This is a genomic window from Methylobacterium sp. 22177, assembly GCF_052045615.1.
Lineage (GTDB): Bacteria > Pseudomonadota > Alphaproteobacteria > Rhizobiales > Beijerinckiaceae > Methylobacterium > Methylobacterium radiotolerans.
Genome location: NZ_JBQEPK010000016.1, coordinates 43700 through 57167 on the forward strand (window position 1 = coordinate 43700; position 13468 = coordinate 57167).

Annotated in this window: 10 protein-coding genes and 1 pseudogene; 7 read left to right on the forward strand and 4 right to left on the reverse strand. The window is 71.6% G+C overall.

Features of this window, described 5'->3' with window-relative positions:
- Positions 1 to 263: 263 nt before the first annotated feature.
- Together ACTJK8_RS16105 and ACTJK8_RS16110 are read right to left on the reverse strand one after the other, a co-directional pair.
- Positions 264 to 1589, reverse strand: coding sequence for a hypothetical protein (locus tag ACTJK8_RS16105; RefSeq protein WP_440762207.1), 1326 nt, complete (start codon positions 1587 to 1589; stop codon positions 264 to 266).
- Between the two features lie 341 nt (positions 1590 to 1930).
- Positions 1931 to 2773 carry a hypothetical protein gene (locus ACTJK8_RS16110; protein ID WP_440762208.1) on the reverse strand — a complete coding sequence of 281 codons (843 nt, stop codon included), beginning with the start codon at positions 2771 to 2773 and terminating at the stop codon, positions 1931 to 1933.
- Positions 2774 to 3104: 331 nt separating this feature from the next.
- On the opposite strand from ACTJK8_RS16110, the gene ACTJK8_RS16115 reads away from it, so the two are divergent.
- The 5 genes and pseudogenes from ACTJK8_RS16115 (at position 3105) to ACTJK8_RS16135 (ending at position 9061) form a co-directional block, all read left to right on the forward strand.
- Positions 3105 to 4139: a nucleoid-associated protein gene (locus tag ACTJK8_RS16115; protein ID WP_440762209.1), complete on the forward strand. Its 1035-nt coding sequence runs from the start codon at positions 3105 to 3107 to the stop codon at positions 4137 to 4139.
- Entirely contained in the window at positions 4105 to 5535 is a 1431-nt protein-coding gene (locus ACTJK8_RS16120) for a hypothetical protein (RefSeq protein WP_440762210.1), read from the forward strand. Before ACTJK8_RS16115 ends, ACTJK8_RS16120 begins: the two co-directional genes overlap by 35 nt.
- 184 nt (positions 5536 to 5719) lie before the next feature.
- The gene (locus tag ACTJK8_RS16125; protein ID WP_440762211.1) at positions 5720 to 6835 is read left to right on the forward strand and encodes a hypothetical protein; all 1116 of its coding nucleotides are present in this window, start codon (positions 5720 to 5722) and stop codon (positions 6833 to 6835) included.
- A 223-nt stretch (positions 6836 to 7058) separates the two neighbouring features.
- Positions 7059 to 7179, forward strand: a pseudogene (locus ACTJK8_RS16130) (IS110 family transposase); the annotation flags it as partial.
- 376 nt (positions 7180 to 7555) lie between these two features.
- Positions 7556 to 9061, forward strand: coding sequence for an aminotransferase-like domain-containing protein (locus ACTJK8_RS16135; protein ID WP_024828598.1), 1506 nt, complete (start codon positions 7556 to 7558; stop codon positions 9059 to 9061).
- On the opposite strand, the gene ACTJK8_RS16140 is transcribed toward ACTJK8_RS16135, so the two are convergent.
- Positions 9035 to 9790 carry a sulfite exporter TauE/SafE family protein gene (locus ACTJK8_RS16140; protein ID WP_012321668.1) on the reverse strand — a complete coding sequence of 252 codons (756 nt, stop codon included), beginning with the start codon at positions 9788 to 9790 and terminating at the stop codon, positions 9035 to 9037. The two genes, ACTJK8_RS16135 and ACTJK8_RS16140, sit on opposite strands and share 27 nt — an antisense overlap.
- Positions 9791 to 9812: 22 nt before the next feature.
- Positions 9813 to 11333 carry an aldehyde dehydrogenase family protein gene (locus tag ACTJK8_RS16145; protein WP_440762212.1) on the reverse strand — a complete coding sequence of 507 codons (1521 nt, stop codon included), beginning with the start codon at positions 11331 to 11333 and terminating at the stop codon, positions 9813 to 9815.
- 283 nt (positions 11334 to 11616) lie between these two features.
- Between ACTJK8_RS16145 and ACTJK8_RS16150 the strand changes: the two genes are divergently transcribed.
- Together ACTJK8_RS16150 and ACTJK8_RS16155 are read left to right on the forward strand one after the other, a co-directional pair.
- Positions 11617 to 12015, forward strand: a complete 399-nt coding sequence (locus tag ACTJK8_RS16150; RefSeq protein ID WP_024828596.1) for a nuclear transport factor 2 family protein — start codon at positions 11617 to 11619, stop codon at positions 12013 to 12015.
- Positions 12016 to 12027: 12 nt separating this feature from the next.
- Positions 12028 to 13416, forward strand: a complete 1389-nt coding sequence (locus tag ACTJK8_RS16155) for an NAD(P)/FAD-dependent oxidoreductase (protein ID WP_012321671.1) — start codon at positions 12028 to 12030, stop codon at positions 13414 to 13416.
- Positions 13417 to 13468: the final 52 nt, after the last annotated feature.

A 13468-nucleotide genomic window follows, 5' to 3' on the forward strand; every position in this document is an offset into this window, starting at 1 on the left:
GGTCCGGGTGTTCGTGTCCTACTGGCACGTCGGCCGGGCGTTGCGGCGAAGGCTGAGGCCGCACGGAATCAGCCGGGGCACGGGCATGGCCGGGCCGGGCCGGGCTCGAAGGCATGGCGCGGGCGGCACTCGACGTCGAGGTGAGCCGGGCGGCGGCCAGGCCCGGTTGGGCCAGGCCGAACCCGGGCCCCGCCCGGCGATGCCGCCCGACCGGGTGTCGGGCCTCCGAGACGATCGGACGGATGTCGGGGACCGGGAGGGCGTCAGGCTTCCGCGAGCTCCGCGCGGAGCGACGCGTCCAGCTCCGCCTCCTGGCGCTGGTGCCACGCCATCCTGAAGGAGGCGATCAGCCCCTCTCCGAGCACGATCGACCATTCCGCGAGCTCGGGGGTCAGGAGCCTGTCGACCCAGGGCCGGGGTGCCGCGCGGAAGGGCACCAGGCCTCGGAAGCGCTCCAGCAGCTCGTGCTCCTCCTTCCGGGCCGGGACGAGTTGCTCCTCGTTCTGGCTGCCGAAATGGACCAGGGCATTCCGAAGCTGCATCAGCCTCCTCATGTCCTCCAGGCGCGCCGCCTTGGCCCATTCCGGTCCGAGCAAGGCGTTCGCGACGGTCTCCCATCGCTGCGAGAGGGGCCCGGGGCGAAAATGGTCCTTGTCGATCGTGAGAACGGAGGCGGGGAGATCGCTGCCTTCCCAGCGCTCCTTGCGCGACCTGGCGACGAAGTAGCCGATCGCGTTCATGAACGCCTCAAGGCCGCAGGCGACCTGGAGGACGGCCGAGGAAGGCCCCTCGGTCCCATCAGGATCCTCCAGGGACATCGCCAGGGCGGTCCTGGCGGCCCGCATCGCCCGCCCGGACCAGTTGGGAAGCGTGATCAGGCTCTGGCGTCCACCCTCGACCCGGACGGCGACCCAGTTGAGGCACTCGCCCGCGGCACCCGGGTGACCCAGCACGACGTCGATGCCCGTCCGCCCCGGCGCGAGCCAGGGGTTGGCTTGCGATTCAGTCGGAGCGGCGGCGGGGCCGACGACGCGAACCTGGAACTCGGCCGGGACTTCCCCAGCCACCGCTCCGCAGCACGCGATATAGGTGCCCGGCCCGCCGCACGCGCATCCGGCGGTCAGGCTCCTCACCGGATCCTCCGCGCCGAGCTCGCCGATCCGCCGAAACAGGTCGGCCGCGCGTTCGAGGCCGGCCGGGTCGGATGAGCGGGCCGCCACGTGGGCGGCTTCCGAGGCCGCGGCGTTGGCCGGGGCGGGTTGACGGAAGGCGAGATGGACCGACGCCGCCAACAGGCATGCTTCCATGCGCTCGGGCGAGCGGGGCGACCGTTCGGAGACGAACATCAACTTGCGGAGGTAGGCCCCGGCTGCCCTCAGGTCCTGGCGCGTGAGGTAATGTCGCGTCAGGGCATCGTAGTTCTCGACGCACAGGTCCCAGGCCCCGGCCTCGCGGCGCAGTTCGGCGGCGAGCAGGTGAAGGGATGCGCGCCTTCGGGCCTCGGCCTCGTCCTCGCGATCGAGGGGCGCCTTTGCCCGCGCGGTCAGCGTCGCGGCACGCTCAAGGCTAGCCGATACCTCGGCGGACACCTGTTCCGGGCTGGTCCGAGCTTCCACGGGGGCGAAATGCGATGCCGCCAGCCATCGGTCCGCCGGCGTGTCCCGGGGATCCGACGCCCAGGGAAAACGGGACGCCTCCGCGAGCCGGCGGGGGTTGGGGAGCGCGTTTGACCCGGCCACGGAGCCATCCATCTTCCGACGCCTCGCCATGAGGTCGTCGGCTTCCAGATGAGCGCCGTCCCGTTAGGAAACCTTGACGCTACGATCCACGGGGACCTTCCGCGGTCCTCCCGCTGCGTTGATGGTTAAGCGTCGTGCCCGCCGCGGCTTCGTCCGCCGGAGCGAGCCCGACGACCGCCTCCGGCTCCTCCTCAAGGCCCGGGGGACGGCGCCGGCTCCGCCTCGTCGGGGCGCACGCCCGGCAGCAGCACGGTTCGGCCCCATCCCTCGATCTCGATCGCGCCCGTCGCCGGATCGTACGACCTGAACCCCGGGATCTGGTTCAGGAGCGGCAGGGCGGGGTCTTCCTTCCGAGGTCCGGCCAACGGCGTGGCCGGGGTGGCGACCCGCCGACCCGTGGCATCGATCAGCACGATCGGCTCCGGCGCGTGGATCGAGGACACCACGCGGCAATCGAGCGCCCTCGCCAGGGCCGCGAGATGCCCCTCGAACCGAGGGAGCCCGTCGCGCGGAGGCTCGCAGGCGACCTCCCTCACCCCCCGGTTTCTCCGGAGGTCCAGCGCGATCCAGCCCAGCCTCCCGATGGCCGCCCGGGCCTCGCCTTCGGGATCGAAGGTGCTGAAGTGCCCGTCATCGAACCGGAAGCTCGCCTTCGTACCTCCCCGCGCCTCGTGAGCGGCCAGCTCCTCCGCGTACTGCGTCCTGTAGGCGGCCTCGCATTCCGCCACGGCCTCGTCCCACGCCGCGAAGACGGCTGCCGCCTCCGGGAGTTGGCGCATGGCGTCCAGGGCCGCTCCCGATCCGTTGGCGAGGATGCGGCCGTCCCGGTTCAACCAGCCGGCACCGCTGACCGCCAAGCCGTGCACGACGGTCGCATCGGACAGGGGACCGACCGCCGGCGCGAGGACACCGCGTTGGCGGGGGAGGAAGCTGGTAAAGCGCTGCGGCTCGGGAAAGGGCTCGTGGAGCCCGCCATCGATCTCCGCCGGTTCGCGGGCAGGCCGCAGCTGTCTAAGGTCGGAAAGATCGGCCATGGTCACATCCGTCATGGGCGCATCGGGTCGCCCCAGCGTGCCAGCCCGGCTCGCAAGTCACGAACCGACGCCCGTCCGCGGCTTGCCGACCGTTGATCCCGACCGTGGCCGCCTTCGCCCCGTCGGGCGCCGCGCTCCCCGTAAGCCGTTATCGCCGGCCGGCTTGCGGAACGCATTGCAATCGAGCGGAGGCCATGAGAACATAAGGAGAACAAGCCCGATCCGGAGATTCGCGGCGGGAAAACGACCTTAGGTCGGCAACCTTGGCGGCGATCGCTCGCATCCGCCGCTATGCTGGTTCCGAAGTGGTTGCGCGGCCCAAGGGAGCGAGATGAGTTTTTTGACCGATGCGGAGAAGGATGCCCTGTCGATCAGGCGCATGATCTTCCACGTGGTCGGCAAGGATCTGGAGGAGCCGACCTTGTTGCCCGAGATCGCCCCTCCCCAGGAACCGGCCTTCTTCGTCGGACGCGTGCGCTCGGCCTTGTCGGGTAACCTCTTCGCGTTCCGCGAGGGTTCGGCCGTCGAGGCCGCGTTACGCGGTATTGCCGGCGGAGGCGACTTCACCGCCGGCACGCAGGCCTTGGCACGCGACTTCCACACGCGGCACCGCACCGGGACGAGCAACGGGGCGTTCCTCGTGTTGGAGCTCGACGTCGGTGCGGACGTCCCGATCTACGCCTTGGTGAAGTACGACCACGACGAGGTGATCCGGTATTTCCTCGGCGCCGCGCAGCCGCAGTTGGAGCGGCTGCAAGAGGCTTTCGTGAAGAAGCCCGAGGCCATGCAGAAGATCGCTCTCGTGCGGCTGGCGCCCGGCGGCGGGGGGCACGTCATGGTCCGCGACCGCAGCAAGCGGACGCACATCTCCGAGTATTTCGAGGGCTTCCTCAACGCGCGTCGGGTCAACCAGCCGGGCGACCTGTCCGGCAAGTTCGTCGAGGCCGTGAAGGCGGCCTACAAGAAGCACAAGGTCGAGCTGTCCGCGGACATGCAGGCCGGGGGCGTCAACCGGCTCTACGACGTCCTGCGGCAAGGCGGTCGGCAGTACGATCCCGAGGACCGCGAGCCGCTCTTGGCGGCGCTGTTCGGCGCCCTTCCGGAGAACGCGCCGATCCGCGGGACCATGGAGCGTGAGCTGCGGGACCGGGGGTTGGCGGAGGAATCGTTCGAGATCGATCCCGAGCGCGTGCAGAAGCCCCGTAAGCGCGTTCTGGAGACCCAGGAGGGCGTGATGGTGCTGTTCGACGAGGCGCACCGGCCGACCGAGACGGACATGCCGGATGGGCGCAAGCGGATCGAGATCCTGACGGCGGGCATCCTGAGGGACGATGTCGACACCGAAGACCGTTCACGCCGCCGTTGAGGCGAGCCGGCGCGCGCCGGACTTCGTCGTCAACGAGGATGCCGGTCGGCTGACCGTCGCCGGCACGCTGTCGCGCGAGGCGCTCGCGGCGTGGCAGGCCGTCGCCGATGCGGACGCGCCGTGGCTGACCCTCGATTGCCTCGACGCCTCGGACGACGTCGTGGCGCCGCGCGAGGTCCCGGACGGCGACCGCGCTCGCCTGACGCTGACCTACGCGACCCGGCGTGGGGCCGAGCACCTGTTCACGCCCGAAGGCTGGCGCTCGCTGCTTCTCGACGCCGACCGCGCCTGCCGCGTCCGCGTGGTGCGCCTGGCGTTCCTCGCGGCGGCGGACGGGTTCCGGACGCGCGGGCACCTCGTCGAGGCCTGGACCGATGCCCCCGCGGGCGATGCGCCGCCGGAGACGCGGTCCGAGCCGGGACCGCGGCGGGTCGTCCGCAGCCAGTCCCCCGAGCTGATGGCGCCGCCACGGATCGATCCGTACGTGGCGGCATCCACCCGGATCGAGGGGCCGGCGTCGGCCGCGTGGCGGGAGGCCGCCGGGCAAATGATCGCGTTGTCGCTCCCGAACGAGCTCTACCGGGACGGCGGCGCGGCGATGGTCCTCCTTGCCGGCCAGCCCCCGCGGAAGCTGGTGCTCGGGATTGCCGGCGCCGACGTGGGCGCGGACGCCATCGACGCGCAGCAGGCCGCGGCGGCCTGGGTGTACCTGGAGGGGACCGACGTCGAGGTGCGGCACACCTTCCTGTCGGCCGAGCTGTCGCGGGAATGGACCGCGGGGGAAGGCTTCCGGGCAGGCTTGCCGAAGCGCGTCGGCCCGGCCCTCGATTCGGCTCGGCTGCTGTACAAGGCGCACCTGCGCGCGGGCAGCAAGGACACGCTCAAGGCCCTCGCCGACCTGCGAAAGACGCTGTCAGACGAGGTGCAGAAGCTCCTCCAGCAGTCCCGCGACCTGTCCGCCGCCGTCTGGCGCGACGTGGCGGTCGCGATCGGGGTCCTGGTCGTTCGGCTCGCCGTCGACGGTGCGAAAGGCGGTGCCGGCGGTGCGGGGTTCGCCTGGCTCTACGCCGTCGTGGCGGCGTATGTCGGCATCTCCTACGGCGTCTCGCTGTCGACGAACCGCAAGTTCCTCGGGGTCGTCGAGCGATCGAGGGCGGCTTGGCGGCCAAAGCTCTACGGCTTCCTGGACGACGCGGATTACAAGGCGCTCGCCGACGAGCCCCTCGCGGAGGCCATGGCCGCCTACCGGCGCGCGGAGGGCCGGACCACCGCTATCGTCGCAGTCGTCGTCATCGCCATGCTCGTGGCCGCCGCCATGGAGGCTGGCTGCATCGACCCGAATGCGCTCCGCAGCTGGTTGGCGACGGCGAATGCCGGGGTGCCGGTCATGCCGTGAGGTTCGACGGCGCGGCACGGCGGGCTACCCCTATCCCGGCGAGCCTGGTCCCTTGCGAGAATGGCTCGCTGCCAGCCTGCGTCGCCGCTACCATCCCGTCCCGCTGAACCTCACGGAAACAAGTGACCGGTAACGTGGGCCGGCCCGTCGCCGTCGAGAGCGACCGGGGGAGCGAGCGCCGGCCGTGTCCGTCAGAAACTTCCGCCACCGTTACACGCCCGCCGGACAAGGGACCGCCGGGCAGGATCCGCTCCCGCTGACGACGACCGAGATTGCGGATGCCGCGATCCGCGAGATCGTGCAGATCTCGCTCGGCAGCGCGCCGTTCGACCTCTTCCTCGACCAGCTCCTCGTCCCGAACGTTCGCCCGTTCCGCTGGATCGCCCAGCTCGGGCAGATCCGTGAGACGCGTACGGCGCTCTCGGGCCTGTTCGGTCGGTTCGTCGCCCGTGCCTACCTGACCCGGTACTGCGGTCATCGCTACTTCGAACCCATCCGGGCCAATCTCCAGGCCCTGGGCGGATGGCCTCATTTCACGGTCCAGAAGAACCTGCCCGGCGATTTGCCGGACTGGATCGTGGCGACGGCGGCAGGAGCGAACACGTTCGCCGTCGCCGAGGCCAAGGGATCCCATAACGGATCAGGGCCCATGCCGTCGTTGTCGGCCGCGATGGCGCAGGCTCGCCGCATCGACATCCTGTCGAACGGCAGCAAGCTCAAGGTGAAGCGCTACGCCATCGCCACCCGTTGGGCCGTGCAGGGCCACGCTCGGTTGCAGGACCCTTACCTCTGGGTGGACGATCCCGAGGAGGGCGAGGTCGATCCGACCCCGAAGGACCTCCGACACATCAGACGCAGCATCGCGCTCGGCCACTACGCCGCCTTCGCGGAAGGCTTCGGACTTCCCGAAACGGCGCACGCTCTGCTGAGGGCGAAGCTGGAAGGGCCCGGTCGCCTCGACCTCCCCCGCGGGGACCAGACAATCCTGTCCGTCGCCGCGGACGAACCCTATCCGGCCATCGCGGCTGCCGTAGTGCCGAACGGCGTGATCCCGCTGCCGCGCGACGCCGACCTCGACACGTTCGGAGGGGCGCTATCGACCCTGTTCGGCGAGAGGGTCGCAATCCTCGCCGTCCGCATCGACGCGATCCTCGCCGCGGATCGTCTCGAAGAATGGGGCGGCGGTGCTTCGCCGATGCCGCCCGACCCCTCCTTCTGGCGGTTTCGCCGCGAGCAAGGCGACGGCTCCGAACAGGTTCCGCTTGCCGAAGTCAGGCTCCAGCGCCTTGTGGTCGGCTGACCTCGACGCTGCTCGTGCCAGTCCCCCGCGCCCGCCTCGGATCGATGGACGACGTGTTGGCCGGGGGCACACAACGGTGGTACACACGATGCTCGAAGACGGGCGCCGCGAGCCCCGTTTCCCTAGGGAAAGCGTGAACTGGGGTACAGTCCCCCCCTCTCCGCCACACCAGTCCCTAGAGGGATCACCCTCGGGCGCGTGCCGAATTCGCGGACCGTCGCAGCAGCTCACCCGACTGGAGACGGAGTTGCTGGCCTGGCATCGTCTCGGCGACCGCGCTGGCCGCCTCGGTGAGCGAGCCCGAGCGCTGCCGCTCCGGTCGGCAGTTCGCGGCCTCGTGCGGCACCTGCCGCGGACCTGCGGCCGCGGCCGCCTAGCAGCAGGACGAGGAGGTTCTTCCCGGTCGCGAGGACGATGAGCGTCGATGGCGCATCGGTCAGACCGGGAGCCGGGATACTCCGCGTAAGGTCTCGGACGTCGTAGCCCGCGAAGCAGAGCGGGGCCCAGCTCGCGAAGACCGTGAGGGCCAGCGGTCAACACGAGCGACTGCATGGACAGGCCGGACACAGGACTGCACCCGACCCACGCGCCAGAAGCTCTGTTCGCCAGCGGCGATGCGGGAGCCATCCACACAGGGCTCCGCGAGGAGAGGAGCCGATCCTGAAGCGCTGGCGCCATCCTTGCCTTGGGTGACCCGTCCCCGAGCAGGAGCCGGATGTCATGGCTATCACAGATCATGCCCTCGCTTGGACGCAGCTGTTTGGCGAGCTTGACCGGAGCGGCTTGGCGCTACACCTGCAGATCCGCCGGGCGATCGTGACGGCCATCGAACGGGGGCTGTTCACCGCGGAGGCCCGGCTGCCTTCGACGCGCCAGCTGGCGTCCCTGCTCGGTGTCGCCCGCAACACAGTGGTGAACGCGTATCAGCAGCTCATCGACGAGGGTTTCCTGGTCGCTCACGAGCGCAGCGGGATCTTCCTGGCGCCGGATCTGACCGTCTCCGAAACACGCGGCCCGTCCCACGGACGGACGATCGCGTGGTCGCGGCGCTTCGCGGTCCGGCCCGCGCAGCTGCGGCAGATCACCAAGCCCCGGGACTGGCTCGACTATCCCTATCCCTTCCTGTTCGGCCAGTTCGATCCGTCCCTGTTCCCGGCCAACGACTGGCGCGAGAGTGTGCGGGCAGCCTCCGGGGTGTCCGAGATCAACGCCTGGGCGGGCGACCTGATCGACGAGGACGATGCCGATCTCGTGGAGCAGCTTCGCCTGCAGGTGCTGCCGCGGCGGGGCATCTTCGCGAGCGCCGACGAGGTGATGGTCACCATCGGCTCGCAGCAGGCGCTCTCGCTGCTGATCCAGCTGCTGGTCGGCCGCGACACGCCGGTGGGCGTCGAGGACCCGAGCTATCCCGATACCCGCAACATGCTGACCCTCGCCACCGACGACCTCGCGGCGCTCGCCATCGACCGGCACGGGGTCGTGCCCGATGCCGCCTTCGCCAGCCGGAACGTGGCGTTCGTCACCGTGGGGCATCAGTGCCCGACCACCGCGGTGATGCCGCTGGAGCGGCGCCGTGCCCTCCTCGAGGCCGCGCGGCGCCACGACGTCGTCCTGGTCGAGGACGATTACGAGGCCGACCTCGCCCTGGCGGACGAGATCCCGTCCCTCAAGAGCCTCGATGCGGACGGCCGCGTGATCTATGTCGGCAGCTTCTCGAAGGTGCTCGCCCCGGGCCTGCGGGTCGGCTACGTGGTGGCGCCCCGGGCCGTGATCGCGGAGCTGCGCGTGCTGCGGCGGCTGATGCTGCGCCACCCGCCGTCGAACAATCAGCGCGCCACCGCGATGTTCGTGGCGCTCGGGCATTACCGCACGCATCTGCGCCGGACCGCCGGCGTGCTGGAGGAGCGCGCCGTCCGGATCGCCGGTCTGCTGCCCCGCCTCTTGCCCGCGTTCCGCTGGCGGCGCGACCCGGGGGCCACGAGCTTCTGGGTGGAGGGGCCTGCCGACCTCGATGCCCGGGATCTCAGCGTGCGCGCCCGCGCCCGCGGCGTCCTGATCGAGCCGGGCGATATCTTCTACGCCGATCCGGAGGCCGGCCGGGCCTGCTTCCGCCTGGGCTTCGCCTCGATCCGCACCGACCGGATCGAGGCGGGCCTCACCCGCCTCGCGGAGCTGGTCACGCCGGCCGGAATCCCCGCGTCACAGGGGATGGCCGAGCAGGTCTGAGACCGCCTGCACCGCGCTCGTGACGGCGACGGTGCAGAGCAGCAGGATCGACAGGGCTCGATGACCCCGTCCGGCACCGAGCCTGAGAACCGCTTCGCCGAGCCGGCTGCCGGCGACGATGAGCGGGATGCCGACCATCACCGGGAGCACCAGGGAGGCCCCGAAGAGCCCGGCGGTCGCGAGGCTGACGGCGCTGGCGATCGACGTCGCCAGGAAGAATACCAGCAGCGAGGCGCGCCCCTGCTGCGGCGAGAGCGGCGTCGCGAGATAGTAGGCGACCACGGGCGGACCCGGCATCGCCGCGAGCCCGTTGCACAGGCCGGCGGCCAGCCCGACCGCCAGGGTCGCGCCGCCGCGCGGGAGCCCGGCGAAGCGAAAGCCGCGCAGGAGAGCGACGGTCCCGCAGCCGCAGACCAGCGCGATGCCGAGCCGGGCGACGTCCGGGCTCGCCGCAGCCAGCGCGGCGACGCCGAGCGGCGATCCGACCACCGTGCCGGCGACGAGCCAGCCGAGCGACGGCCAATGGCAGGTTCGGCGCGCCCGCGGCAGGTCGGACAGGCTCGCGCAGAACTGGAGGGCGACGGCGAGCGGGACGCACTGGCTCGGCGGCAGCGTGAAGCCGAGCAGCGGCACGGCAGCCAGGGCGAACCCGAAGCCCGTGAAGCCGCGGATGAGCGCCGCGGCGAAGATTGCGGCGGCGATCGCGATCAGGGTTGCCGGTTCAGCCATCGGTAGAGCGGGCGCCACCGCCCTAGCGCATGTCGACCACGATGGTCTTCTTGCGGGTGAAGTGCTCCAGCATCGACTCCAGGGAGGCCTCCTTGCCGAGGCCAGACTTCTTGAATCCGCCGTAGCTGAGGTTCGGCTGGATCGTCAGGTTCTGGTTGACTTGCACATAGCCGGCATCCAGCGCGTGCGACACCCGCAGCGCCCGGCGCAGGTCCCGGGTCCACACCGTCGCGGCGAGGCCGAATTCCCCCGCATTCGCGGCCTCCAGGACGTCGTCCTCGTCGGAGAACGGGACGATGCAGGCGACCGGTCCGAAGATCTCGTCGCGCATGAGCGGGCTGTCCTCGGTCAGACCGGTGAACAGGACCGGCTCGACGAACAGGCCCGCGGCGAGATCCGGCGCGGCCGGCAGGTGCCCGCAGCGCACGGCCCGCGCGCCCGGCGTCGCCTCGCCCCGGGCGATGTAGTCCATGATCTTGGCGCGCTGCCGGGCGTTGATCACGGTGCCGATGTCGGTGGCCTCCTCCAGGGGATCGCCCATCCGGAGATTCGAGACGGCGGCGGCCAGCCGCTCGACGAACCGGTCGTGCAGCTCAGCGTCGACGTAGATCCGGCTCGAGGCGGTGCAGCTCTGGCCCTGTCGGGTGAAGCGCATCCCGGCCACCGCGCCCGCGACGGCCCGGTCGAGGTCCGCGTCCGCGAAGACCAGCATCGGGCTCTTGCCGCCGAGTTCCAGGCTCACCGGGATCAGCTTGTCGGCGGCCTCGCGGTAGATCGCCTCGCCCACCGCCTGCGAGCCCGTGAAGGTGACCTTGGCGACGTCGGGGTGCCGGACCAGCGGCGCCCCGCAGGCGGGACCGGTGCCGCAGATCACGTTGAGGACTCCGGGCGGCAGGAGATCGGCCAGGAGGCGCGCCGCCTCGATCGTCGCGAAGGGAGCCTCCTCGGAGGCCTTCACCACCACGGTATTCCCGGCGACCAGGGCCGGACCGATCTTGAGCGCCATCAGCACGAGGGGCACGTTCCAAGGCAGGATCGCCGCCACCACGCCCAGGGGCTCGCGCGTGGTCAGCGCGAGCATGTCAGGGCTGAAGGGCAGCGTCTCGCCCTTCAGCTCCGTGGCGAGACCGCCGAACATCGCGAGGATATCGGCCGCGGTGGCGATCTCGGGGCGACACTCGGTGCGGATCGCCTTGCCGGTCTCGGCGGCGAGCAGGGGGGCGAGATCCGGAGACGCCGCCGCGATCCGGCGCCCGCCCTCGGCCACCAACCGCCCGCGCTCGCGGGCCGGAACCCGCGCCCAGGCCTGTCCGGCAGCACGGGCGGCCGCGACCGCCGTCTGGACGTCCGCCGGGCCGGCCGCGGGCGCCTGGGCCAGGGCGCGCCCGGTGGCCGGATCGAGGACGGTGAGGCAGGCTCCGTCCACCGGGCCGACCAGCGCGTTCCCGACGAGGTGGCGCCCGGCGAGGGCGGCCAGGAGGTCACGCACGCCCTGGGGGAGGCGCGCGCGGCCACCCGCCAGGCTCTCGGATTCATTCGACATGGGCGGCTCGCTCGCGGTCGGACTGGGGCGTCCGGGCGTCGATACGAGCGCCCCGGGCGTCGCGACAGGTCCAGGCGGTGGCGAGTGAGCGGGCCAGGCGCAGCCCGGTGTCCTCGGGCTCCGGCCGACCGGACCCGCTCCGCCGCTCCTGTCGGGCGCCTCGGCTGACCCGCCAACTGGATGCGTCGTTGGCCTCCGTCTGGACCTCGTCGGGCGGACGGCGGCGGCGCTAGGTCGTGGCGGACGATGGCCGCCTGCGGGCGCGCAAGGGGAGCGCAGTGCGATGACTGAAGCGACGACCGAGGCGGAGCGCCACGCCCTCCTGGAGCGCCTGTTCGCGGCCTTCAACCGCCACGACGCCGACGGCGTCATGGCCTGCTTCACGCCGGGGGTCGTGTTCGACACGGCAGCCGGACCGGAGGCGCACGGCCGCCGGCTGACCGGCCAGGACGCGGTTCGGGCGGCCTTCGTGGCGGTGTGGACCGACATGCCGGACGTGGCCTGGACGGTGTCGCGCCACACGCTGGCCGGGGAGCGGGCCACGTCGGAATGGCTGTTCACCGGCACCCGGGCCGACGGTGGCCGGGTGGCCGTGGAGGGCGTCGACCTGTTCGTGTTCGAGGGCCGGCTGATCGCCCGCAAGAGCGCCTTCCGCAAGGACCGCCCGGTCCAGGCGGCCTGAGGGAGGCGGATCGTGAGCCTGACCCCCGATCCCGTTCCGAGCCCGACCGGCGCGCCCTACGATCCGACCTACGACCCGCTGACCAGCGTCACCCCGGGGACGGACCGCGCCTACGCGCCGACCTACTGGGTGGCCACCGCCGGCCCGCCGCCGGCGGATGACGGCCCGATCACGGGGGACGTCGACGCGGACGTGGTGATCGTCGGCTCGGGCTTCACCGGCCTGTCCTGCGCCCTCAGCCTCGCCCGGGACCACGGCATCAAGGCCACCGTGCTGGAGGCCAACCGGGTCGCCTGGGGCTGCAGCACCCGCAATGGCGGCCAGGGCCAGAACGCCTCGGGCCGGCTCAGCCGCTCGCAGTGGATCGCCCGCTACGGCCGCGAGACCGCGCTCCGGCTCCACGCCGAGATCCTGGAGGGCTTCGCGTATTTCACCGGCCTCGTGCGCGAATTCGACCCCGATCCCCAGCCCGGCGGCCACATCTACGTCGCCCATCGGCCCCGCACCTTCGCCAAGCTCTCGGCCGAGTCCGAGGTGGCCAACACGGTCTTCGGCTACCGCACCCGGATGCTCGGCGCGGACGAGCTGCGCCGCGACTGGATGGACGAGGCCGGGGCGGTCGGCGCGCTCCACGAGCCGCTGGGGATCGGCATCCATCCGGCCAAGTTCGCCTTCGGTTACCTCCGGGCCGCGCGGGCGGCCGGGGCCAAGGTCCATCCGGCCAGTCCGGTGCTCGGGATCGACCGCGACGGCGGCGGTTTCCGGGTGCGGACGCCTCACGGGACCGTGCGGGCCCGCGCGGTGGCGATCGCCACCGGCGGCTATACCAGCCAGGGGCTGCACCCGCGCCTGCGCAGCCGGATCATGCCGATCCTGTCGAATTCCCTGGTCACGCGGCCCCTGACCGCCGACGAGATCGCGGCGACGCTGCGCACCACCACCTTCGTCACCGACACGCGCACCCTGCGGTTCTACTATCGCCGGCTCCCCGACGGCCGGGTGCAGATCGGCAGCCGCAGCGCGATCACGGGGGCGGACGCGACCCATCCGCGCCATCTGCGCCTGCTGGTCGATGGCCTGCACCAGAAGTTCCCGGCCCTCGCGGGGATCGAGATCGACTATTCGTGGTGGGGCTGGGTCGATGTCAGCCACGACATGATGCCCCGCATCGTCCAGCCCGAACCGGGCGAGCCCCTGTTCTACGCCCTGGGCTACGGCGGCAACGGCGTCTCGTTCTCGGCCCAGGCCGGCCGCCGGCTCGCCGGGCTGGTGGCCGGGCGCAGGCCCGCGGGCCTGCCGATCTTCGAGGGCGCGCTGCCGGGCCACCCGTTCGCCCCGTTCCGGCGGATCGGGCAGCGGATGCTGTATCGCTGGTACCACCACCGCGACGAGGCGGCCTGAGCCGGCTACAGAACGGATTGAACGGGCCGCCCCGCGCATTCGGGGCGGCCTT